Genomic DNA, 22,831 nt, shown 5'->3' on the forward strand with positions numbered 1-22,831 from the left:
ATGAACAAGCACCTACAGCCGAGCGGTTCGGCCTACTTTATCGCAAAGGAAACGGAGACTGCCGAGGGCCACACGCTCTCGGTGCTCGTCGACAACGAGCCCGGCGTACTCGCCCGCGTGATCGGGCTTTTCTCGGGCCGCGGCTACAATATCGAGAGCCTGACGGTTTCCGAGACCGAGCACTCGTCGCATCTGTCGCGCATCACGATCGTGACGCGTGGCACGCCGCATGTGCTCGAGCAGATCAAGTCGCAGCTCGAACGCATCGTGCCGGTACACCGCGTCGTGGACCTCACCGTCCGCGCGCGCGAATTCGGCCAGGAGCGGCCAATCGAGCGCGAGCTGGCGCTGATCAAGGTTGCGGGCAATGGCGAACAGCGCGTGGAGGCACTGCGGTTGGCGGAGGCGTTCCATGCCAAGGTGATCGACGCCACGGTGGGTCACTTCGTGTTCGAGATCACCGGTAAGTCCACCAAGATCGACCAGTTCATCGCCATCATGCAGCCGCTCGGCCTGAATGAAGTCTGCCGCACCGGCATCGCCGCGATGAACCGCGGTCCGCAGGGAATGTGATTCAAGTCGGGCTTGCAAGCCTTTGAGGCCGCTGGGGATTCTAGATCATCTCCAGCGGCTTTTTTCTGTTCGGCGGCGGGAAAGCGGCATCGAGTGCGGCCCAATCCTCATCCGTTACTTGAAGGGCGATGGCCTCGCGATTCTCCGTCGCACGATGGACACTCGACGTTTTCGGAATGGCGATGACGTTGCCTTGGCGGATGAGGAAGGCGAGCGCCAGTTGCGCGGGCGTCGCCTGATAGGCCTTGGCGATGCGGATCAGATCATGGTTGCGGGCCAGTGCACCCTGTTCGATCGGCGAATAGGCCATGACAGGGATGTTGCGGCTCCGGCACCAGGGCAGGAGGTCGAATTCGGGGCCGCGCCGGGCGAGATTGTAGAGGATCTGGTTGGTCGCGACGTTCCCGCCGCCCGGCACGGCGGCAAGCTCTTCCATATCGGATGTATCGAAATTGGAGACGCCCCAGGCGCCGATCTTGCCAGATGCCTTGAGAGTTTCGAACGCTTCGACAGTCGCTGCAAGCGGATGCTCGCCACGCCAGTGCAGGAGATAGAGATCGATCCTGTCCACGCCCATGCGCTTCAGGCTGCGTTCGCAGGCGTCGATCGTGCCCTGCCGGCTGGCGTTCCACGGATAGACCTTCGAGACCAGGAAGACTTCATCCCGCCGGCCCTTGATCGCCTGTCCGACGATGCGCTCCGCGCCGCCCTCGGCATACATTTCGGCTGTATCGATCAGCGTCATGCCGAGGTCGATGCCGGCTTTCAGGCTGTCGATCTCGTGTTGTGCCTCCGACGGTTTCTCGCCCATCATCCATGTGCCCTGACCGAGTGCCGGCACTTTGACGCCATTGGGGAAGGTGACGGTGGGAAGGGCGGTCATGGCATGTGTCCTGATGCGAAAGTGATGCATCAGGATAGGGCCAGGTTGTCATGGGGCGCAAGAGTAGTGATGCGTCACAGCGTCTCGAACTGCCGGTAGCAATCATCCGCCACGCGGCGAAGCACGTCGCGCGGGATCTCTCCGGTAACGGCATAGGACAGCTTCTCGTCGATCCAGTAGAACGTTTCGACGGGTCCCTCCGAGGCAAAGCGGAAGCTGGTGATCGCATCGGCCTCGCTCTGGCCGACGAGGATGGTCAGCCGCTTGCCGGCGGCATCCTCATACATCATGAGCGCGCCGGCCTTGCCATTGACCGGCACCAGCCGGCCGCCGACGAGGCTGAAGCCGCGCGCCGAAAGATCGGGTGCGGCGAGCTGATGGCCGAGTTTCTTGCTCAGCCACTTGACGAGATGATCCTTCTCATCGGCCTTGACCTCGACCGGGTGGCGGACCTCGCTTGCATAGATGAGGAAGGCCGAGCTTGCCTCCTGGTGCAGGCCGGCTTCGTCTGTTCCGGTGGGCGTACCGAAGGGCGCATAATGCCCCGCGACTGCCCCGAGCGCAAAAAGGCAGATGCCGGCGCCGACCTGCAGTCCGCGGGTGCGCCATGGGCTAGAACCCGGGGTAGCGCCACTATCGGCGGCTGATGCAAAAAGCTCGGCGTCGCCGGGTCTTGCCGCGCGATAGGGTTCGAACATGGTCTGGATCATGCAATTCTGCGCCTGCCACTGCCGGACCTTTTCTGCGTCGTCCGGGTGATCCTTCAGCCAGGTTTCGACGCGGGCCAGCTCTCCGTTCGACAATTGCGCGTCGGCATAGGCATGGAGGTCGCCTTCGGTAACGGGGGTGGCAGCGTCAGTCATTCGGACCTCCGGAGCGGAATGATATTGTCGGCGGTGAGGAGCCGGGAAAGCTCGGCGCGGGCGCGCGAAAGGCGCGACATGACGGTACCAACAGGCGTGTTCATGATGTCGGCGACCTCGGTGTAGGAATAGCCCTCAATGACCACCAGCATCAGGACGGCCCGGAATTCGGGCGACAGCGCATCAAGCGCGCGGGCGAGCCGGTTGCGCTCCTGTGGGTCGCCGAACGCATCGGCTGCCTGCAGCGCCTCGGCATTTTCGATGTCCACCGAGGGGAAGCGCCGCTCGCGGCGCGTGCCGTTGCGGTAGAGATTGGTCATGATGGTCAGCACCCATGCGCGCAGATTGGTCCCCGACCACGTCGCGCGCGCCAAGAGTATCCGCTCGACACTGTCGTGGAGCAGATCCTCGCCATCGGCATCGGTGCGGGTCAGGCTGCGCGAATAGCGCCTGAGATCGGGCAGGAGCGCCATGATCCTGCCTTCGAAACTCTGCGGGGCCGGCGGTCCGCCAACCCCGTTGCCATCGTCAGGTCTATGGCCTTGCGGCATCCCAAACGCCCTTGAAACCGTCACCTGTCACGTCGCCGCTCTTGGTGTCCTTCACCCAGTAGTAGAGCGGCATACCATCTTTGGCCCACTGCATGGAACCATCCTCGCGTTTGATGATCGTGTAGGCGCCATCCGGTTTGTCGTCGGATTTGGCCATGAAGGGCGGCCAGGCCTTGGCGCAGTCGTCGTTGCAGTAGGACTCGCCCTTCTCGTCCTTCTTGAACGTGTAGAGCGTCATGCCGTTTTCGCCGGCAAGCACGTCGCCCTTCTCCGATTTGACCGTGGTAACGGCCGGAGCCGCGAATGCGAAACTGGCGCTGGCCAGGAAGATGAGCGGCAGGATTGTTCTGATGCGCATGATGATCTCCCGATGTTCGGCGGCGGCGAGGGATTCTCGTCCGGCCTCACGATGAGAAACATGAAGGCGGCGGTTTATTCCCAAGAACCGGGCCAAAAATGAAATTTCCTGCCTCGATTTACTGGTGTCAGCGGCATCCTATCAAAGTCGGTGGTGGAGGTTTCACCCCTATTCATTGGACCGGCGGAGGTTGGGTCAGCTATGTTGACCTAATGGAGGAAACCATGTCGCCCGAAGTCTTGCTGTCGCTGATCCTGTTCGCTTTCACGACCTCCATTACGCCGGGGCCGAACAACATGATGCTGCTGGCCTCGGGCGTGAATTTCGGCATGCGGCGGACGATTCCGCACATGATCGGCATCGAACTGGGGTTCGCGAGTCTCTTGATCGCGGTCGGCCTCGGGCTTGGTGCGCTGTTCCAGTCCTTGCCGGCGCTTTATCTCGTGCTGAAGGTCGCAGGCGGTCTGTATCTGCTCTGGATCGCGTGGTCGATCGGGATGTCGCGTGCGCTCGGCGACGGCAAGACGAGCGGTGCGCCGATGACCCTGTGGGCGGCGGCGGCCTTCCAGTGGGTCAATCCGAAGGCATGGGTCATGGCGGTGTCTTCCATGGCAGCCTTCGCCAATCCCACCGATCCCTTGTTCAGCGTGCTCGTCGTGTCGTTCACCTTCGTCGCGCTGGCACTGCCTTGCCAGGGCGGTTGGGCGGCGTTCGGTGCGCTGCTGCGGGATTGGCTATCGCATCCCGTGCGGCTGAAATGGTTCAATGTCAGCATGGCGGTGTTGCTGGTGGTGAGCCTGTGGCCGATGCTGAAGTGAGTGTATTTACCGCCTCTTGCAATTCGCGCAGAAATGTTCTTAATTTGTTCTCCGAAAGGAGAATGAAATGCTCGGCTACGTGACGATCGGCGCGAACGACCTGGAAACATCCGGCTCCTTCTACGACGCCCTGCTGTTGCCCTTGGGCTATCAGAAGGAGACCAACGGTACCTACCTCCGGTATTCACTGGAAGCTGTGGCGGACCCAGACAATGGGCCGGGGACAGTCTACGTCATGAAGCCATTCGACGGTGGCGTCGCGACGGCTGGTAACGGCATGATGCCAGCCTTTCGGGCGGCGGGACCGGAGGCGGTCCAGGCACTATATGCGGCTGGCATCGCGGCAGGAGGAACCGATGAGGGTGGGCCGGGCACGCGCAGTTACTACAGCGACACGTTCTACGTCGCCTATCTCCGCGATCCAGTGGGAAACAAGGTGGCGGTGTTCACGGTGCTGGAAAAACCATGAGGAACAGGCGCCCGATTTCGCATTGCCTTTTGAACCCGAATCCTGCCAAGTCCCGCCATGCAATTTTCCACCCAGCAGGATGAGGCGCTGAAAGCTGTCTCGCGATGGCTCAAGGAGCCGCGCAGCCAGGTCTTCAGGCTGTTCGGCTATGCGGGCACCGGCAAGACGACGCTCGCGAAACACTTTGCCGACGAGGTCGATGGCGATGTGCTGTTCGCGGCCTTCACTGGCAAGGCGGCGCAGGTTCTGCGCTCGCGGGGCGCATCCAATGCGAGGACCATCCACTCTCTGATCTACCGGCCGAAGGGCGAGGAAGAGGTGGAGGACGAGGTGACCGGCAAGACCTCGATCTCGCCGATGTTCTCGATCAACCGGCAGAGCCCGGTCGCCAAGGCCAAGCTGATCGTCATCGACGAATGCTCGATGGTCGATGAAGCGCTCGGCAAGGACCTGCTGAGCTTCGGCACCAAGGTGCTGGTGCTCGGCGATCCCGGCCAGTTGCCGCCGGTGTCGGGCGGCGGTTTCTTCACCGAGCATGAGCCCGACTATCTCCTGACCGAAATCCACCGCCAGGCGCGCGACAACCCGATCATTCAGCTTGCGATGCAGGTCCGTGAGGGCAAGGAGATCATGCATGGCGACTATGGCACGGCGCAGATCATCGGCCGCGACGGCGTGAGCCAGGAACTGGTGCTCGGTGCCGACCAGGTTCTCGTCGGCACCAACAAGACGCGCAAGCGCTACAATCAGCGGCTCCGCGAGCTCAAGGGTTTCCCCAACAGCTATCCGGCCGCCGGCGACAAGCTGGTCTGCCTCAGGAACGACCAGGTCAAGGGCCTGCTCAATGGCTCGCTCTGGCAGGTGATGTCCGCTTCGAGAGAAACGACCAAGCCTGGCATCAACCTGCTGGTTCGGCCGGAGGACGACGACATGGATCGCGGGGCCGCCAAGATCAAGCTGCTCAAGGCGGCCTTCGAGGAGATCGACGGCGAGATCCCGTGGAACATGCGCAAGCGCTACGACGAGTTCGACTACGGCTATGCGCTGACCGTGCACAAGGCGCAGGGTTCGCAGTGGAACAATGTCGTACTGTTCGACGAGGGCTGGGCTTTTCGTGAGACGCGCGAGCGCTGGCTTTACACCGCGATCACGCGGGCGGCGGAGACGATCACGATCGTGAAGTGACGATCACCAAGGTGACGCCGCGATCAATCCCCGATCAGCCCCAGCAGCACGGCCTTTGCCACCGCCTGGAAGCGGTTGGTGGAACCGAATTTGCGGATGATGGCGTTTTCGACGGTGAGGATGTCGTCGATGCCACGGCCGGTGGCGCTGCTGATCCTGAGCGGCGTGTAGCCCTCGGACATCAGGCGGAGACAATGCAGTTCGAACTCTGTGAGGAAGGGCGTCCGCGAGGCGAGGTTGTCGCTGCCATCGTCGTTATCGGGGGTTTCGTGATCGAGGATTTCGCTGATCTGCTGCATCTGCCGGCGGATCAGGGATTCACTGCTGATCAGTTCGCGCCTCTGGGCCAGCATCGCGTCGCGGAACAGTTTGTCGGCTTCGTGCTGTGAGGTCGTCTCGGCCAGTTCGGACAGCAGTTCCTGGATCTGGACGATCGCCATGCCGGTTTCGCGGCAGAGGTTGATCAGCGCCATGACCATGATCTGATGCGGGCCGTAGATGCGCATCGCCCCGATACGATCGGCCTGCAGCAGCTTCTTTTCCTCGTAGAAATGCAACGTACGGTGCGTAACTCCGAATATGTTCGCCATATCGGCGATCGCAACTGGCTTGCTGGGAAGTTTTTGCGGTAATGGAATAGCGGGGAAGAATTGCATGCTTCCCGGTTTTTCGCCTTCGTTACTATAAGGCCTGTAGTGTGCTTGCATGCCAGTCGCGCCCCTCAAATCGCTCCAACCTGCAGTCTCCGCCTAACGCCGCGCACCCAGGGACATGCAAGAGGGTTCTCGGAGAACCCGAGTGACACTGCTGCTGTTGACTTTGGCGCCGTATTGCCGACGCTCGTTGAGATATCCCTAAGCCGTTGACCGGCATTTTCGGCTGCCCGATCCGAACCACCTGCAATCCCTGAGGAATGCGGCGGGCCTCCCGGCTTCGGGCATAGTGAACCTTATACGCGAATTCAGAAATCGCGAAATCCTTAATTCTTGTCCGGCTTGAGCCGATTAAGTCAGGGTCAGGGAAAGCCTGACATCAGTTTCATGCGGCGGTTGCGGCATTGTTTACGGAAACCATCAATCAATTCAATCGATGCTTCACGAAATGTCGGTGGCGGCCATGAATTCGATGCGGTACTGATCGTACCACACTTCAGGACCGGACCCGCCCATGACTGCCCATCTCTCCGTGAACCTCAATGCCATCGCGATGCTCAGAAACCGCCGTGAATTGCCATGGCCAAGTGTGGTGGGTTTCGGGCGTATCGCGCTCGAAGCGGGGGCGGCGGGACTGACGGTGCATCCGAGGCCGGACGAGCGGCATGTGCGCTTCACCGACGTGCCTGAGTTGCGGGCGTTGATCTCCGAGGATTTCCCCGGCCGCGAATTCAATATCGAGGGTTATCCGTCCGAGGATTTCCTTGAACTGGTCGAGACCCACAAGCCCGATCAGGTGACCTTGGTGCCCGACGACCCGGCGCAGGCGACGTCCGATCACGGCTGGGATTTCATCGCCAATCGCGAGCATCTCACCGTCATCTCGGCGCGGCTCAAGAAGGCCGGCATGCGCGTTTCGTTGTTTGCCGACGGCGACAGCAGTGCCGAGCAGATCGATACCGCCAAGGCGGTGGGTGCGGACCGGATCGAACTCTATACCGGCCCCTATGGCAGCCATTACGATGATCCGGCAGGCGCCGCGCTCTGGGCCGACACGCTCGGCAAGACAGCCGCACATGCCATTTCGCTCGGGCTCGCGGTCAATGCGGGCCATGATCTCACCGTCGCCAATCTGCCGCTGCTTTGCCGGCACATCCCCGCGCTCGCCGAAGTTTCCATCGGCCACGGCTTGACAGCGGACGCGCTGGAATATGGCATGGCCGAGACGGTGCGCCGCTATCGCCGCGCATTGGGGGAGAATATCTAGCCGGGCTGTCGCGTTGCCCGGCTAAAGGATTGTGCGGGCAACATGAACAAGATTGCGATATGCGGTGCGGGACCGGCCGGTCTCGCCATGGCACTGATGCTGACACGCGCCGGCCATGAGGTGGAGGTCATCGAGCGGTTTTCGGAGCCGGCGCCCGTCGGTTCGGGGCTCATCCTGCAGCCGACTGGCCTGACTGTCCTCCATCACCTCGGCCTCTATGACCGCATCATGTCGCTGGGGCACCGGATCGACCGACTCTGGGGCACGGATGCGAAAACCGGCCGGCCGGTGCTCGACGTTCACTATGGAGCCGGACCTTTCGGGCGGTTTGGGCTTGCCGTACAGCGCGCGGCCCTGTTCGAGACCCTGCATGACGCGTTTGTCCGCGAAGGCATCCCAATCCTGACCGGCCGGCAGGTCGTCGGTGTTCGCGACATCGAGAGCGAGCCGGTGCTGGTGCTCTCGGATGGTAGCGCGCTCGGGCCTTATCGGCTGGCGATCGACGCCACTGGCTCCCGTTCGCAGCTGATGAATGCGCGTTGTCCCGATGACGTCTCGGTCGATCTTGCCTATGGAGCCTTCTGGGCGACGCTCGATGCGGCTGACATGCCCTGCGAACCGAACGCGCTTGTCCAGCGCTATGAGCATGCAAGCGTCATGATCGGCGTGCTGCCCGTGGGAAGGCTGACGCCTGACGGCCGCGAGAAGGTCGCTTTCTTCTGGAGCCAGAAGATCGCCGAGGCGGATCGGACCAAGGCCGACGGGATTGACGCATGGAAGGCCCGGCTTCGCGGCTACTGGCCGGAGGCGTCCGTCATGCTGGAGGAGATTACCGGTTGGGAACAACTGACGCTCGCGCGCTACCAGCACCGCACACTCGCCCGACCGGCGCGGGGCAGAGTGGTCTTCATCGGCGATGCGGCCCATTGCACCAGCCCGCAATTGGGGCAAGGCGCCAATATGGCCCTGCTCGATGCCGCGGCGCTTGCACATGGGCTGGCAACGACGGCCAATATCGACCAGGCCATCGACCGCTATTGCCGTGGCCGGCGTAACCATGTGCGGCTGTTCCAGCTTTTCTCGCGCATGTTCACGCCGTTCTACCAGGGCGATTCACGCGCGCTGTCATTTATCCGCGACCAGGTGGTCTCCACTGTCGCCCGGATACCGCCGGCGCCGCGCTTTCTTGCATCACTTGTTTCAGGTACGATGCTCGATCCTTTCTCGGCCACCGGCCTTAAGGAACGCGATTGGATCAAGCGATAAATTAGCCCTTGGATAAGTCCATCTTTGGGTCTTTTCTTTTCTTGAGTGCGATAGTACATAAATATGATCAAAGATCACAATTTTCTGATTACCATAGACTGATTAGATCGCGAATGGGGCGCCGTTATGCTGACTTTGCCTGCGAAAGTGCGTCGCAAGAAACAACCGTATCTTTACATCCGGTCCCGGCTTTCGCGCCGGAACCTAGCCAAGCAGGCAATCCTGTTCTATGGCGAACTCAGGGATTTCGTTGCAGCGCGGGGGATCACCGGCGTGGGCCCCGGCTTCATGCGATACATGGCGGTCGATCGTAATGGTGGGTTGGACATGGAGTTCGGCTATTTCACCGATCGTCTCCATACCGGCGGTGGCCCTGTGCGCGCGAGCATGCTGCCCTCCGGCACCTTCATGTCGATGGAATGGACCGGTCCCTTCGAAAAGCTTAGGGAGGTCAATGCGATGCTCAACGGCTGGGCCGACCACAACGGCGTCGAGTGGGATACGGTCGAGACGCCTGATGGCGTGGGCTATGGTTGCCGGATCGAGATCTATCATGTGACTCCGCGGCATGTGTCCAGTCCCGAACAGTTCCGTACCGAGGTCGCCATCATGGTACGATCCGTAGCGGAGCAACATGCCGCCGACGAGCCGGCTCAGTTCGGGGCCGGCAGCGCCTCGTCGTTCTCGCATTTGCCGATGGACAACTGACGGAACGAATAGATCTGCGCGATCGTGCCCTGTCCGTCGGTATCGACCTGCATGCAGCCGCAGGCATAGCCGTAATTGCCATTGGTGGCGATATAGTCTCCGGCAGAGATGTCGCCGATATGCTCCATGCCCGGAGCCTCGTAGCTTCCCTGCGTCATGATCGTCCATTGACCGTCACCATCGGTCAGCCACCAGTTGCCGGGCGTCGGGTTCTGGATCCAGCCGCAGCGGTTCTCGGCAGCCGTAGCGGCGAGCGGCGCCAGCGCGATCAGCGCGCAGGCGGAAATCAGCCCAACTCGTTTCATGCATTTCTCCCCGTTTGCGGGGATTATGCATATTTCCTGACGCCGTCCAATGCCGTGTCAGCACTGAACGCAAACTCGCTGGCGGCCTGGCAATGGACGAGCGTCGAATCCACGCCGGGGAGCGGCAGGTGATCGGGATCAAGCAGCAGGCAGATCTCGGTGCAGCCGAGGATGATGCTATCGGCGCCCGTCGATCTTGCCGCGTCGATGATCGCGAGCATCTCTACACGCGAGCTGTCGAGCACCTTGCCCTTGCAGAGTTCGTCGAAGATGATCGAATGGATGCGGTCGCGGCCCGCCTTCTCCGATGTCATGACCTCGATGCCATAGCTGGCCATCTGCGCGTGATAGAAGCCGTCTTCCATCGTATAGCGGGTGGCAAGCAGGAGCGGCCGCTTGCAGCCGCGCGCCTTCAGCGACATCGCTGTCTCGTCGATAATGTCGACCAGCGGCACCGATATGGCGTCTTGCACCTGATCGGCGATCTTGTGCATGGTGTTGGTACAGGTCAGGACGCAATCGGCGCCGGCCTTCTCAAGGTTCGCTGCGATCGATGCCAGGCGCTTGCCGGCTTCGTCCCATCGGCCGGACTGCTGGAGCGCGACGATGTCGGCGAAGTTCACCGAATGCAGCAGGATCTCCGCCGAGGCCAGGCCACCGAAGCGGTCGCGCGCCATGTTGTTGATGAGGTCGTAATAGACAGCGGTGCTCTCGAAGCTCATGCCGCCGATCAAGCCGATCGTTTTCATATGTGTTTTCCCGGTGCGAATTTGATGGTTCCAATCTCGCATGAAAAACATCGCATTTGTTTGCAATAATTGCTTACGATGCATAAATTAAGCAATTGAAGCGCGCCATATTGATGAATGACGCTGAGTTTTTGATGTCCATGGAGGAGCCATGCTCGACGAACGGGACCGGAAGATTCTTCAACTGCTGCAGCGCGACGCGGCTTTGCCGGTCACGGAGATCGCGGCCAAGGTGTCGCTTTCGATTTCCGCCTGTTCGCGGCGCATCTCACGGCTCGAAGACGAGGGCTATGTCGTCAAGCGCGTGGCACTGCTCGATCGCGAGAAGATGGGCGTGCCGACGACGGTCTTCGCACTGATCAAGACGACGCGGCATTCGGATGATTGGGTTGAGACATTCCGGCAATCGATCGCCGATATTCCCGAGGTGGTGGAAGCGCACCGCCTGACGGGCAATTTCGACTATCTGCTGAAGATCCTGCTGCCACGGGTCGAGGAATATGACCGGGTCTATAAACGGATCATCCGCAAGGTGGAGCTGTTCGATGTGTCGGCCTCCATCTCCATGGAGGTGATGAAGGCCGACCAGGGCATACCGGTGGATTATGCCAAGTGATCGTTTGACGGATCAGCCGGCCTTGCGCTTTTCACTGTCGAGATGGGCGAGCTGCGCTTCGGCATAACGGCCGCCGGCCGCGGCACCCTTGGGGATTGCTGCTTCGAGCGTTGCGATGTCTTCTCGTGTCAGCGAGAAATCCAGCGCCTTCAGCGATTCCTCGAGTTGGTGACGCTTTCTGGCCCCGACGACCGGCACGATATCCGATCCCTGCGCCGCCACCCAAGCGATTGCCGCTTGCGAGGCCGTCATGCCCTTGGACTCTGCGACTTTCTGCAGGGCTGCGGCGAGGGCGGCGTTGCGCTCGGCGTTGTCGCCCTGGAAGCGTGGGGAGTGGGCTCGAAAATCGCCGGCACCCATCAAGGCGCTGCCGCTGAGCAGGCCACGCGACAGTACGCCATAGGCGGTGACGCTGATGCCGAGTTCGCGAACTGTCGGCAGGATGTCCTCCTCGATACCGCGCGACATCAACGAGTATTCGATCTGGAGATCGACGATGGGATGGACGGCCGCCGCGCGCCGGATCGTCTCGGAACCAACTTCCGAGAGCCCGACGTAGCGGACATAACCGGCCTTCACCATATCGGCGATCGCGCCGATCGTGTCCTCGACCGGGACGCTGGGATCGAGGCGGGCGGGGCGGTAGATGTCGATGTAATCCACGCCGAGGCGGGTCAGCGTATAGGCCAGCGCCGTCTTGACCGCCGCCGGGCGGGCGTCGAAACCGATCCATCCGGCGGCCGGGTCTCGCTGGGCACCGAACTTGACGCTGAGCTGAACTTTTTCGCGGGGGATGTCGCGCAATGCCTCGCCGATCAGCATCTCGTTGTGGCCCATGCCATAGAAATCGCCGGTATCGAGCATCGTGATGCCGGCATCCACGGCTGCATGCAGGGTGGCCAGGCTCTCAGTGCGATCGGACGGGCCATACATGCCCGACATGCCCATGCAGCCGAGACCGAAGGCGGAGGTTTGCGGGCCGGTCTTTCCGAGTTGAACGTATTTCATGGGTAGTTCTCCTTGCTCACTGGCTGCTGGATGAACGTCTTCTACTCCTCTGTTGTTTGTGCGATAATCCGTTTCAGATTGAACAGCCTGTGCGGAATTTAGTACAATGAAGAACTTGCCGCTCGCCGACCTGGAGGCGTTCGCTGGTGTTGCGGAGCAGCGCAATTTCCGCAAGGCTGCGAGCTTGCGCGGCGTTTCGGCGTCCGCATTAAGTGAAGCTGTGCGGCGACTGGAGGCCAAGCTCGACACGCGACTGCTGAACCGCACGACGCGGAGCGTGACGCTGACCGAAGCGGGACGGCGGCTGCTGGAGCGTCTCACGCCGATGCTCTTGGATATATCCGGTGCGCTGGAGGAGGTCCGGAGCTCGGATTCAAGCCCCGCCGGGCGTCTCAGGCTCAATGTTCCGACGGTAGTCGCCAAGCAGATGCTGCCTGATATCGTCATCCCGTTCCTCAAGGTGTATCCGGGCATCATCCTGGAGATCGAAGCACGGGATACATTCATCGATGTCTTCGCGGCGGGCTTCGATGCGGGCATCCGTTATGACGAGAGCCTCGATCTCGACATGATCGCGATCCCGATCGGACCGAGAATACAGCGCTTCTGCGTGGCGGCATCACCGGATTATCTCGCGCGGCGGGGCAAGCCGAGCCACCCGCGCGACCTAGCCGAACATACTTGCATACGGCACCGCTTCGAAAGTGGCCGGCTGAATAGCTGGGAGTTCGAGCGCGACGGGGCCGTGATCCGGGTCAGTCCGCCCGAGACGCTGATTGCCAATACGATTGAACTCGAACTCGCGGCGGCCCGGGGCGGGCTCGGCATTATCGCCACATTCGAGGATTTCATCCGGCCGCATCTCGAAAGCGGTGCGCTGGTGGAGGTGTTGCCGGATTGGCAGCAGCCGTTTTCGGGGCCGTATCTCTACTACCCGAGCCGGCGTCACATGCCGGCGCCGCTCAGGGCGTTCGTGGATTGGGTGAAGCGTCTTTAACATGAACCCAATGGCGTTCATTTTAGGTCTGTGCCAGAAATTTTCGTTCACCGATCGATTTGCGTATTAGTTGAATGAAGCAATGCTACGCGTTAGCATTGCGTCGGATCGGGCAAACCATCGGAGCGCATTTTGCTGCATATCGAAAAGTTCAATCGTATTCTGCTGCCGGGCGAAAAATTGCTTTGGACCGGCAAACCGGGCACAGGCCTGCTGCTCACGAAGATGGATCTTATGCTCATTCCGTTCAGTTTGTTCTGGGGCGGCTTCGCAATCTTCTGGGAATACCAGGTGCTGACCAAGACACAGGGAAAGGCACCGTTTTTCTTTGTCCTTTGGGGCATCCCGTTCATTCTTATCGGCGTCTATATGATCGTTGGGCGGTTTTTCGTTGATGCATATTTACGCAGCAAGATTTTCTATGCTATCACAGACGGCCGCCTGTTAATCCTGCGGGAGGGTGTTTTTGGCGGCGTGCAAGCCTTTCAGTTGAGCCAGTTGCCCGCGGCAAATTTCAGTGGCTCACCGGCGGGAAGCGGTACGCTGGATTTCACTGACGGTAGTTCGTTCAATCGTAACTTCGGAGCTTGGACGCCAGCTTTGGCCAAGGGCGCGCGGCTGTTGAAGATCGAAAACGCGTGGGCGGTTTTCACGCTGCTTCAGCAAGCCCAAAGACAATCGAAGACCGTCGGCATCTGAATCTTTGTCGCTTGACACATCAGCCATCGGGATGTACATCGATCACGAACCGTACCGTACGGTACTGATGGATTTGCCATGCTGAACACGACCGACACATCAGGACCTGAAAGCTTTTCGCCGCGCCAGAACGCGGTGCTGGAAGAGGCCTTGCGTCTGCTTGTATCGGGTGGCGAGAAGGCACTGACCACCGCCGGCGTGGCGCGTGCCGCCAATTGCTCGAAGGAAAGCCTCTACAAATGGTTCGGCGACCGCGACGGCCTGATGGAGGCGATGATCGCCTATCAGGCCTCGAAGGTGCGGACCGGCGACGGCGCCCAGGCCAACCTCACGCGGCCGGGCCTGGAGAAGCTGCTCAACGATTTTGCCACCGGGCTGCTCGACGTGCTGTCGGGCGATGTGTCGCTGGCGCTCAACCGTCTCGCGATCGGCCAGGCGAGTAGGGATTCCTCGCAACTCGGCGAGATGCTTTTGCAGCGCGGACGCCGCCAGATCGGTAGACGCGCCACCGCATTGCTGATATCCGCCAAGCGCGCCGGGCTCGTTGCATTCGATGATGCCAACGAGGCATACGAGACGCTATACGGGCTGATCGTGCGGGACCTGCACGTTCGCATGATGCTCGGGGAGGATGTCTCCGGGATCAGGAAGGAATTCGGCCGGCGGGCGGAGAGGGGGGTCAATGCCTTCCTTTCGCTCTACGGAACGGGCAAGGGGATGGCGGCCTGACACCGCCTCAACTCATTTAAAAGACAGCACAGGGAAGGACATTCAAATGCGCGTCTATTACGATCGTGATGCCGATCTCAACCTCATCAAATCGAAGAACGTCGTCATCGTCGGCTATGGTTCGCAGGGTCGCGCGCACGCGCTGAACCTGAAGGATTCCGGCGCCAACAACGTCGTCATCGCGCTGAAGGCCGGCTCGCCGACCATCAAGAAGGCCGAAGCCGACGGCTTCAAGGTCATGACCGTCGCCGATGCCGCCAAGTGGGGCGACCTCTTGATGATGGCGACCCCGGATGAACTCCAGGCCGACATCTACAAGGCTGACATTGCTCCTAACCTGCGTGATGGCGCCGCGATCGCATTTGCCCACGGCCTCAATATCCATTTCGGCCTGATCGAGCCGAAGAGCTCCGTCGACATCGTGATGATCGCGCCGAAGGGCCCGGGCCATACCGTGCGTGGCGAATACCAGAAGGGCGGCGGCGTGCCGTGCCTGGTCGCCGTTCACCAGAACGCTTCGGGTAATGCGCTTGAACTCGCGCTTTCCTACGCCTGTGGCGTTGGCGGCGGTCGTTCCGGCATCATCGAGACCAATTTCCGCGAGGAGTGCGAAACCGACCTGTTCGGCGAGCAGGTGGTTCTCTGCGGCGGCCTCGTAGAGCTGATCCGCGCCGGTTTCGAAACGCTGACCGAAGCCGGCTACGCACCGGAAATGGCCTATTTCGAATGCCTGCATGAAGTGAAGCTGATCGTCGACCTGATCTATGAAGGCGGCATCGCCAACATGAACTACTCGATCTCCAACACGGCCGAGTGGGGCGAATATGTCTCCGGTCCGCGCATCATCACCGCCGAGACCAAGGCCGAAATGAAGCGCGTGCTCAAGGACATCCAGACCGGCAAGTTCACCTCGGAATGGATGCAGGAATACCGCGCCGGCGCATCGCGCTTCAAGGGTATCCGCCGCAACAACGACAGCCACCAGATCGAGGAAGTCGGCGCCAAGCTGCGCGGCATGATGCCCTGGATCGGCAAGAACAAGCTCGTCGACAAGGCTGTGAATTGAGCGAGTAGCTGTTAGCGAATAGTTCGAAGCCGGGGTGGGTAACTGGCCCGGCTTTTTATTGACCTAGCCGGTCTTCTTGTCCTCTGCCTCTTCCCGCGCGCGATAGATGATGCGGTTTCGCCCCCGTGCCTTGGCATCATAGAGCGCGGCATCTGCGATCGATAGAAGGCGGCTGGGCTCGGTTCGTAGGACAAGCCCGGTCTCGGAGGAAATGCCGATGCTCGCGGTGACCTTTCCGAATTCGCTCTTGGTGTGAGCGATGTTTTCCTCGCTCAGATAGTGCGCGAATAGCTCCGCTACCACCATCGCGCCTTCCTCATCGATTTCGGGAAGCAGGACCACGAATTCCTCGCCGCCGTAGCGCGCGACGATATCCACGGGACGCCGCGCGGACTGGAGGAGGCATTTGCTGATGACGCGCAGGCATTGGTCGCCCGCGAGATGGCCGTAAGTGTCGTTATAGGCCTTGAAGCGGTCGATATCGATCATCAGCAGGCTGAGGGGCTTCCGGTTGCGGGCGCTCCGCGCCAGTTCACGCATGAATGCTTCGTCGAAAGCCCGGCGGTTGACGATACCTGTCAGTCCGTCCGTTTCGGCGAGGTTCTTCAACTGTTCGGCCGATATCCTCAGGGCGATCTCGGCCTGCTTCGTCGCGGTGATATCCGAGACGGCGACCATGGCCATGCCATTGTCGGCGAGCCGCGTGCGGATGCTGCGCCAGTCGCCGTTGTGGAGCTGGATCTCTTCGTCCTTGTTGCGATGCAGAGTGGCGGCGGCGGCCTTGATCCAGTCTTCGATGTTCTCCGTCGGTACGTCCAACCGTTCGCGGGTCTCGGCGATCCGGCGCAGGATGTCGCTGATATGGGCGCCAACCACGCGGGCATCTCTCGAAAGCGGGAAGGCCTCGCGATACTGCTCGTTGCAGAAGATCAGGAAGCCCTTCTTGTCGAACATGGCAAAACCGTCGGACATACCGGCCATGGCATGCGACAGCAGGTTCCTGCTTTCGCGCAGTTCGTGTTCGAGGGCGGTGCGTTCGGTGATGTCGCGGGTAACACCCGCGAGGCCAATCACGCGACCGTCCTTGTTGCGGACCGGAACCTTGGAGGCCAGCATGTACCGATCGCCGATGTGTTCGAGCGCGTCGATCATGGGCACGCCGGTTCGCATCAGTTCCTGTTCATTATGGTAGAGTTCCTCGGCGAGCAGCGTCGCGTGAAGATCGAAATCTGTCAGTCCCGTCAATCCCGAGGACGTTCGGTGCCGGTAGAGCTTCGCCATGTTCTCGTTGACGATGATGAACCGGCTGTCACGGTCCTTGATGTAGAGAAAGTCGGGGGCTTGCGAAAAGGATGTCCCGAGCATGCTCCGCTCGAGTTCCAGGTGCTCGGTTTTCAGTATGATGAAACCACAAAGAGCGGTCGCCAGGCAATTGAAACCGATCATCGGCTGGCCGATGAGCTGAAGGGCATGCACCTTGGCGAGGGTGGGAAACACGATCAGCATCACGACCAATGAGACACCGATCGCTCCGGTCAGGATCGCGACATCGGAGAAAACCGGCGATCTTTTCCTGCTGTAGAAATTGATCGCCACACCGATGCCGGCAACGATCGCAATCGCCATGACGCCTTCGGCCATCGCAGCGCCGCCAATGGCGATGCGGAACGTCACCGCCATCAAGGCAGCGACGATTGCCGTGATCGGTCCACCGAACAGGCCGGCGATTGCAATGGGCGGAAAACGCAGGTCAATATAGACGCCGGGACTGAATTGGACGGCGAGCAGGATGGAACCGATCGAAGTTGCGCCTGCCGCTACCCCGAACGCTATCCTGCTGTAGTTGCCCAATTCGCGCTGAAACCAGATGGACACATGCGCCCAGAGCGAAATCGCCAGACCCACGAAGGCAAGATTGCCGGCAAATTGTGCCCAAACGCCATTCATCGCGGTTCATAAGCCTTCCGGTATAATCGAGGATACCAATGATAACGAAGACTCGTTTTAGCTTTGTTAATCCGGCGCTTGTCGTCCGGAAGAAGAATTTCCCTGGCAATAAATAATACTGATTGGCGATTGGCAGTTTCCGTTGGCAACACCTGAGCCGGAATCGAGCACGTGGATTCAACCCGCCGACTTCCTCGTGTTACAATCGCCGCCGAATAATTGGCGCGAAAGATACGTCGTCTTTTCATCGAGAGGCCGGGCTGTCCGGTCGGCGAATGGTCGAATGCAGAACATGTAGTCTTTGACGGCGGCGTGGCGGCCGCGTCCATGGAAGGAACGGTCATGTCACATCTGGTTCGCATTGCAGCACTTTCACTCGCTTCCGCGGTGTCGCTTTCCTGCTTGCCATCGGCCTTCGCCCAGACGGCCAATGACGATGCCATCCGCAAGGAGCGTGAGGGCCGGGAGATCGCCATCGCGGTCGAGGCTTGTGACAAGGGCGCCACAGCACCGCTCGACTTCACCGCCAAGGCGCCGCCGATGCAATATATCGAGCTGTTCCCGGCGGATTTCGACAAGACCAGGCTCAAGGCGCTACAGGAAGAATGCCAAGAGGCCTGGGTCGGCGCGCCAAAGGAGAAGCGGCTGCACCTGCAATGGCTCCGGACGACGATGGCGCTCGGCGAATCCAATCTGCAACTGCTGACGCCGCAGGTGCGCAAGATGGCCGACGATGGCAGTGCCGAGGCGCAATACCTGCTCTACCAGCTATTCCGTCTCAATCCCGGCAGCGCCGAAAGCTCGATGATGGAGATTTCGCGCGATGAGGCCTGGACAGCGCTGAACAAGGCGGCCGAGCAGGGCCACATGGCGGCGATCCAGGACATGATGATTGCCTATCGCGGTTCCACCATGGCTAGGCGCGACCTCAAGCAGGTGGTCAAATGGGCGCGTCGGCTGGAAGGCGCCCCGCCACAAGGCATCGAGATGACCGGCTACGACGTCAAGACACGGGCGCGCATGCCTTTGATGATCGCCTGGACGACGCTGGAGGAGGATGGCTTCACGGCCACGGAGAATCGCATGGCGTTTCGCACCGTCGAAGCCGACATGAAGTCAGGCGGCGAGGATGCCGGCTGGTCTACCGAGGTCGTCGTCAAATCGCTTCGCGCTGGTCGCGGCACGCGCAAGGACCCGGTGCGGGCGCGCGAAATCCTTGAAGCCAGCGCCAAGACCGACAAGCGCATGATTCCCATTCTGGCCGACATGCTCGCCAAGGGCGAGGGCGGGCCGGAGGACGGCAAGCGGGCGCTTGAAATGGTTCGCGCGCCTGAGATGAACAACAACAGCGCGGCGATGAGCGTGCTGGGGAACATCCTGCTGTCAGGCAAGATTGTTGGATACAGGCCGCAAGAGGCCATCCAGGCGCTGACGAAATCCTACCTCCCCGAGGATCGTGTTCGTCTCGCGACGCTTCTGCTCGATTATCATCCGCGGCTCGACCGGCCGGAACAACTCATCGACGGGCTGGAGAGGCAGATCAGTGCGGGCGATGGCGAGGCGGCGATAGCGCTCGCCAAGCTCAAACTCTCCGACAATTCGCAATTCTCCGACGAACCCGGTGCGCGCGCGCTGGTGAAGCCGCTTGCGGACGAGGGCAACCGCGAGGCGCTCTGGCTCTATGCCTCGACGCAATATTCGAATCTCGGCTCGACCAGCTACCGGCCGATGCGGCGGGAGGATGGGCTTTCCGATGCGGAACTCATGGCGCTGATCGAGGACGGCATCAACAAGGGTGAGGCCGAGGCATTCCTGCTCAAGTCGAAATTCCTGCGCGCCGGCGCGCTCTATCCGCAGGACGATCGTGGCGCGACCGACATGCTGATCCAGGCGGCGGAGCGCGACAATGTCAAGGCGCTGCTGTTGCTGGGTGACGCGTATGGCGATGGAAAGGGTGTCAGGAAGGACAAGCGGCAGCGCCTCGAAACCTGGCGCAAGGCCGCAAAGCTTGGCTCGCTGGCAGCCAAGAAGCGGATCACCGACGCTTTCACCTTCGATACGTTCGACCGCCTGATGACTCTCGAAGAGGGCATTACCTGGCGCATCGCACTCTACAACGATGGGTACGACCGCCGGTGGGATGGGCTTGGCATCGCGTCCGAGAACGCGGCCGAGATGGAGTTCATGGGCCTGTTCATGGGCAGGGCGATGGAGGCCGGAACCGATGCCGTGGCCGAGGCAATCATGAACGCCTTCCGAGAAGCGCCGGCCGGGCTGGATGAAAACAATCTGGTCGGGCTCGGCAAGGCATTCCCGCCGGAAATCAAGGTCGCCATCGAGAAGCGGCTTTCGAAGGATGGTTTCCTGAAGGGCCAAGCCGAAGGCTTCTGGGGTCCCGACGTGCGCAAGGCGCTCGCCGATTGGGTCGAGGGCCAGGCGCCGGCCGTGCAGGAAGCATCGGTGGAAGCACCAACCGACTCGGATCAGCCGGCGCAGGAAACCGCCGGCCTGCTTTCCAAGGAAACGGTCGGCCGCGCATGGGATAACATCCGGGCGCAGTTCAACGCCGCCAAGAACGACAGGCAGAAGCGGGCGGCGCTCGGTAAGGTCAATACCCTGGCGCAATATGGAAATATCGACGCGCGCTGGGCACTGCTGCCGAACTATCATCAATCCGCGATGGTGCGCCGGGTCGTCTCGGCCACGGAAATCACCCGCTATGGCCTCGACCTGATGGTGACCAAGCCGCCGCAGGCGGAGAAGGTGGAGTTCGAGTTCATCTTCAACACCACGCAGATTTATCAGGACGGCAAGAGCCGGGAGTTCGGCCAGGCGGTAATCGCCACCATCCGCGACGACAAGCGTATGCAGGACCCGCTGACGCTGGGCGGTCTTCTCAAGCAGTTCATCTTCGCGCCAGGCGCCTGCGAAGCGGTGCTCGACGCCGGCAACCGGGCGAAGATCAAGGGACTCGGCGAGGAAGGCTGTGACGACACGACGCTCGCAGCGCTTGTGGCCCATGCGAAATCGGCAGGCCCGACCGGCATCGACGAGCGCAACCGGAAGGCCGCGGCGCAAGCAATCGAGGCGATGCTGGCTTCGCGATAGAGGTTCGTTCGAAGCACTCAGAAACGGATCACGAAGCGGCCTTTCGCTGTGCCGGCGTCGAGTGCTGACAAGGCCAGCGACGCGTCTTCGAGCCTGATCTCCTCGATCTCCGTTTCGAAGGGCTTTGCCTGGTGCATGGCGACGACCGCGCGCATTTCCTCGCGGTTTCCCACACTGGTGCCGGTGATCGTGACGCCCGTCGAGGTCAGCCATTCCTGGCTCAGGGCGACGGGTTTCGACACCAGTGCCGCAGCGACGATGCGGCCGCGTGGGCGGATGGCGGCGATCATCGCATCCCATGTGGCCGCCGTGGGTGCGAAGTTGATGCAGGCATGGAATTTCGGATCGCGGCTTGCCAGCCTTGCAATCAACCCTGCATCGGCGACCTCGATCGACTCGACGCCATAACGTAGGGCGAGTTCGAGTTTTGCAGGATCCCGGTCGATCGCCAGCACCTTGATGCCAAGCCGGCTGGCGATCTGGATCGCATAAAGGCCCAGGCCACCACAGCCGAAGATCGCGCACGTCTCGCCTGATTTCAGGCCCGCGCGTCGGATCGCCCCATAGGCGGTGACGCCGGCGCACATGACGGGCGCAGTCTTCACCGGGTCCATGCCGGCCGCGAGTGCCACGGCGAAGCGTGCGTCGGCGATCACATATTCGGCAAAGGCGCCGGGGACATTCAGGCCATGGGCGCGTTGGTGCTGGCAGAAGGGTTCCTCGCCATCCCGGCATTCATCGCAATGGCAGCAGGTATCGTGCAGCCACGGCACACCGGCCGCGTCGCCGATCGCCCAGCCTTCCACGCCGGGGCCGACCGCCGCGACTTCACCGATGCCCTCGTGGCCGAGGATGAAAGGCGAGGGCGCCTCGACGTGCGCCATATCACCCTTCCAGATGTGGGCATCGGAATGGCAGACCCCGCAGGCCGCGAGCCGGACGAGGATCTGGCCCGGACCCGGCTGGGGTATCGGCACGCGGGTGGTTTCGAGCGGCTGTCCAAAGAGTTTTAGGACCGCCGCCCGCATCGTCATGTCATGCTCTGAGTTCACTGGCCGATCCCGAGTTCTGCCTTGACGGCATCAAGCCCCGATTTGCCGTCGATGGTGGTCACACCATCGAGCCATTCGGCGACTTTTTCCGGGTGCTCCTGCATCATCTTCTTGGCGACATCGGCGGTTTCCATGCCGTCGGTCATGATCATGTTCATGCCGGTGTTCTCGTAGGTGATGTCGAACTTCAGGTTGGTGAAGAACCTGGTCGCGTTGGGGCAATCCTCGGGGTAACCTTTGCGGACGATGGTGCGGACTGTGGCCCCGCCGAAATTTGGGCCGAACTCTGTGTCGCCACCCGAGAGATAGGTCATCTCCATGTTGACGTTCATCGGATGCGGCTGCCAGCCGAGGAAGATGATCCATTCCTTGTTGCCGACGGCGCGGCGGACCTGAGCGAGCATCGCCGCTTCGCTCGACTCGACGAGTTCCCAATCCTCGTTGAAGCCATGCGCCTTGGCGGCGAGCATATCGACCAGCGGTTTGTTGGATCCGGGCTCGATGCCGTAGATCTTGTGACCGAATTTTTCACCGTGGGCGGCGAGGTCGTCGAAACTTTTCACGCCTTCGTCGGAGACATATTTCGGCACGGCGAGCGTAAATTTTGCGCCTTCGAGATTGGTCGCGACCGGAATGACCGAGCCGTCGTCGAAATAGGGCTTGTAATCGATATCCTGGACTGGGCGCCAGTTGCCGAGGAAAGCATCGATGTCGTGGCGCTTTAGCGAATCGTAGGTGACGTTGAGCGCGAGCAAGGTCTGGGTGGGTTCGTAGCCCAGGGCCTTGAGCAGGATCTCTGCGGTGGTATTGGTCAGTGCGATGTCGGTCCATCCGAGATCGGACATGCGGACGAGCTTGCACTCTTCCTTGTCCGCCGCGACTGCGGTGGTGGAGACGAGGACAGCGATTGCGGCGACCGTCGAAAGCATCATGCTCTTCATGGCGAATTCCCCTTTTGTTA

The 22,831-nt window shown here is 61.1% G+C and carries 24 protein-coding genes; 13 read left to right on the forward strand and 11 right to left on the reverse strand.

Annotated features, from left to right (window positions below; genetic code table 11):
- Positions 1-573: an acetolactate synthase small subunit gene (gene ilvN / locus ACSQ26_RS06185; protein WP_436007294.1), complete on the forward strand. Its 573-nt coding sequence runs from the start codon at positions 1-3 to the stop codon at positions 571-573.
- Positions 574-613: 40 nt separating this feature from the next.
- Here the strand turns inward: ilvN and ACSQ26_RS06190 are convergent, their stop codons facing one another.
- From ACSQ26_RS06190 to ACSQ26_RS06205, 4 genes are all read right to left on the reverse strand, one after another.
- The gene (locus tag ACSQ26_RS06190; protein ID WP_436007296.1) at positions 614-1,456 is read right to left on the reverse strand and encodes an aldo/keto reductase; all 843 of its coding nucleotides are present in this window, start codon (positions 1,454-1,456) and stop codon (positions 614-616) included.
- Between the two features lie 74 nt (positions 1,457-1,530).
- A complete protein-coding gene (locus ACSQ26_RS06195; RefSeq protein ID WP_436007298.1) occupies positions 1,531-2,319 on the reverse strand; it encodes an anti-sigma factor family protein in 789 nt (262 codons plus the stop codon).
- Positions 2,316-2,870, reverse strand: coding sequence for an RNA polymerase sigma factor (locus tag ACSQ26_RS06200; protein ID WP_436007300.1), 555 nt, complete (start codon positions 2,868-2,870; stop codon positions 2,316-2,318). Before ACSQ26_RS06200 ends, ACSQ26_RS06195 begins: the two co-directional genes overlap by 4 nt.
- Complete coding sequence (locus ACSQ26_RS06205) at positions 2,854-3,228, reverse strand: COG4315 family predicted lipoprotein (RefSeq protein ID WP_436007302.1); 375 nt, start codon at positions 3,226-3,228, stop codon at positions 2,854-2,856. Before ACSQ26_RS06205 ends, ACSQ26_RS06200 begins: the two co-directional genes overlap by 17 nt.
- 224 nt (positions 3,229-3,452) lie before the next feature.
- On the opposite strand from ACSQ26_RS06205, the gene ACSQ26_RS06210 reads away from it, so the two are divergent.
- The 3 genes from ACSQ26_RS06210 (at position 3,453) to ACSQ26_RS06220 (ending at position 5,700) form a co-directional block, all read left to right on the forward strand.
- Entirely contained in the window at positions 3,453-4,046 is a 594-nt protein-coding gene (locus ACSQ26_RS06210) for a LysE family translocator (RefSeq protein WP_436007304.1), read from the forward strand.
- Positions 4,047-4,113: 67 nt separating this feature from the next.
- The gene (locus ACSQ26_RS06215) at positions 4,114-4,515 is read left to right on the forward strand and encodes a VOC family protein (protein ID WP_436007306.1); all 402 of its coding nucleotides are present in this window, start codon (positions 4,114-4,116) and stop codon (positions 4,513-4,515) included.
- Between the two features lie 57 nt (positions 4,516-4,572).
- Positions 4,573-5,700: an ATP-dependent DNA helicase gene (locus tag ACSQ26_RS06220; RefSeq protein ID WP_436007308.1), complete on the forward strand. Its 1,128-nt coding sequence runs from the start codon at positions 4,573-4,575 to the stop codon at positions 5,698-5,700.
- Between the two features lie 23 nt (positions 5,701-5,723).
- Here ACSQ26_RS06220 and ACSQ26_RS06225 read toward each other — a convergent pair whose 3' ends face one another.
- A complete protein-coding gene (locus ACSQ26_RS06225; RefSeq protein WP_436007310.1) occupies positions 5,724-6,290 on the reverse strand; it encodes a MerR family transcriptional regulator in 567 nt (188 codons plus the stop codon).
- 577 nt (positions 6,291-6,867) lie between these two features.
- Between ACSQ26_RS06225 and ACSQ26_RS06230 the strand changes: the two genes are divergently transcribed.
- The 3 genes from ACSQ26_RS06230 to ACSQ26_RS06240 all read left to right on the forward strand — a co-directional run bounded on the left by ACSQ26_RS06230 (position 6,868) and on the right by ACSQ26_RS06240 (position 9,594).
- The gene (locus ACSQ26_RS06230; protein WP_436007312.1) at positions 6,868-7,620 is read left to right on the forward strand and encodes a pyridoxine 5'-phosphate synthase; all 753 of its coding nucleotides are present in this window, start codon (positions 6,868-6,870) and stop codon (positions 7,618-7,620) included.
- 42 nt (positions 7,621-7,662) lie between these two features.
- Positions 7,663-8,886, forward strand: a complete 1,224-nt coding sequence (locus tag ACSQ26_RS06235; protein ID WP_436007314.1) for an FAD-dependent oxidoreductase — start codon at positions 7,663-7,665, stop codon at positions 8,884-8,886.
- A 126-nt stretch (positions 8,887-9,012) separates the two neighbouring features.
- Complete coding sequence (locus tag ACSQ26_RS06240) at positions 9,013-9,594, forward strand: hypothetical protein (RefSeq protein WP_436007316.1); 582 nt, start codon at positions 9,013-9,015, stop codon at positions 9,592-9,594.
- Here ACSQ26_RS06240 and ACSQ26_RS06245 read toward each other — a convergent pair.
- The gene (locus ACSQ26_RS06245) at positions 9,540-9,899 is read right to left on the reverse strand and encodes a DUF4087 domain-containing protein (protein WP_436007318.1); all 360 of its coding nucleotides are present in this window, start codon (positions 9,897-9,899) and stop codon (positions 9,540-9,542) included. The genes ACSQ26_RS06240 and ACSQ26_RS06245 overlap by 55 nt on opposite strands.
- Before the next feature lie 23 nt (positions 9,900-9,922).
- Positions 9,923-10,648, reverse strand: coding sequence for an aspartate/glutamate racemase family protein (locus ACSQ26_RS06250; RefSeq protein WP_436007320.1), 726 nt, complete (start codon positions 10,646-10,648; stop codon positions 9,923-9,925).
- Positions 10,649-10,799: 151 nt separating this feature from the next.
- On the opposite strand from ACSQ26_RS06250, the gene ACSQ26_RS06255 reads away from it, so the two are divergent.
- On the forward strand, positions 10,800-11,264 hold the full coding sequence (locus ACSQ26_RS06255) for an Lrp/AsnC family transcriptional regulator (RefSeq protein ID WP_258157395.1): 465 nt from the start codon (positions 10,800-10,802) through the stop codon (positions 11,262-11,264).
- Positions 11,265-11,276: 12 nt separating this feature from the next.
- On the opposite strand, the gene ACSQ26_RS06260 is transcribed toward ACSQ26_RS06255, so the two are convergent.
- Positions 11,277-12,272, reverse strand: a complete 996-nt coding sequence (locus tag ACSQ26_RS06260) for an aldo/keto reductase (RefSeq protein WP_436007322.1) — start codon at positions 12,270-12,272, stop codon at positions 11,277-11,279.
- 106 nt (positions 12,273-12,378) lie between these two features.
- On the opposite strand from ACSQ26_RS06260, the gene ACSQ26_RS06265 reads away from it, so the two are divergent.
- The 4 genes from ACSQ26_RS06265 to ilvC all read left to right on the forward strand — a co-directional run bounded on the left by ACSQ26_RS06265 (position 12,379) and on the right by ilvC (position 15,763).
- A complete protein-coding gene (locus ACSQ26_RS06265) occupies positions 12,379-13,269 on the forward strand; it encodes a LysR substrate-binding domain-containing protein (protein WP_436007324.1) in 891 nt (296 codons plus the stop codon).
- Between the two features lie 132 nt (positions 13,270-13,401).
- Positions 13,402-13,968: a PH domain-containing protein gene (locus ACSQ26_RS06270; RefSeq protein WP_436007326.1), complete on the forward strand. Its 567-nt coding sequence runs from the start codon at positions 13,402-13,404 to the stop codon at positions 13,966-13,968.
- A gap of 78 nt (positions 13,969-14,046) precedes the next feature.
- Entirely contained in the window at positions 14,047-14,697 is a 651-nt protein-coding gene (locus ACSQ26_RS06275) for a TetR/AcrR family transcriptional regulator (protein ID WP_258157391.1), read from the forward strand.
- Between the two features lie 46 nt (positions 14,698-14,743).
- Positions 14,744-15,763: a ketol-acid reductoisomerase gene (ilvC, locus tag ACSQ26_RS06280; RefSeq protein WP_436007328.1), complete on the forward strand. Its 1,020-nt coding sequence runs from the start codon at positions 14,744-14,746 to the stop codon at positions 15,761-15,763.
- A gap of 63 nt (positions 15,764-15,826) precedes the next feature.
- Here the strand turns inward: ilvC and ACSQ26_RS06285 are convergent, their stop codons facing one another.
- Positions 15,827-17,710, reverse strand: coding sequence for a diguanylate cyclase (locus ACSQ26_RS06285; protein ID WP_436007330.1), 1,884 nt, complete (start codon positions 17,708-17,710; stop codon positions 15,827-15,829).
- A gap of 342 nt (positions 17,711-18,052) precedes the next feature.
- Between ACSQ26_RS06285 and ACSQ26_RS06290 the strand changes: the two genes are divergently transcribed.
- On the forward strand, positions 18,053-20,818 hold the full coding sequence (locus ACSQ26_RS06290; protein WP_436007332.1) for a hypothetical protein: 2,766 nt from the start codon (positions 18,053-18,055) through the stop codon (positions 20,816-20,818).
- Positions 20,819-20,835: 17 nt separating this feature from the next.
- Here the strand turns inward: ACSQ26_RS06290 and ACSQ26_RS06295 are convergent, their stop codons facing one another.
- Entirely contained in the window at positions 20,836-21,870 is a 1,035-nt protein-coding gene (locus ACSQ26_RS06295; protein WP_436007334.1) for an alcohol dehydrogenase catalytic domain-containing protein, read from the reverse strand.
- Positions 21,867-22,811, reverse strand: a complete 945-nt coding sequence (choX, locus tag ACSQ26_RS06300; protein WP_436007336.1) for a choline ABC transporter substrate-binding protein — start codon at positions 22,809-22,811, stop codon at positions 21,867-21,869. The genes ACSQ26_RS06295 and choX overlap by 4 nt, the downstream gene beginning before the upstream one ends.
- Positions 22,812-22,831: the final 20 nt, after the last annotated feature.

The sequence above is a fragment of the Rhizobium sp. LjRoot254 genome (assembly GCF_964254105.1).
GTDB lineage: Bacteria > Pseudomonadota > Alphaproteobacteria > Rhizobiales > Rhizobiaceae > Rhizobium_E.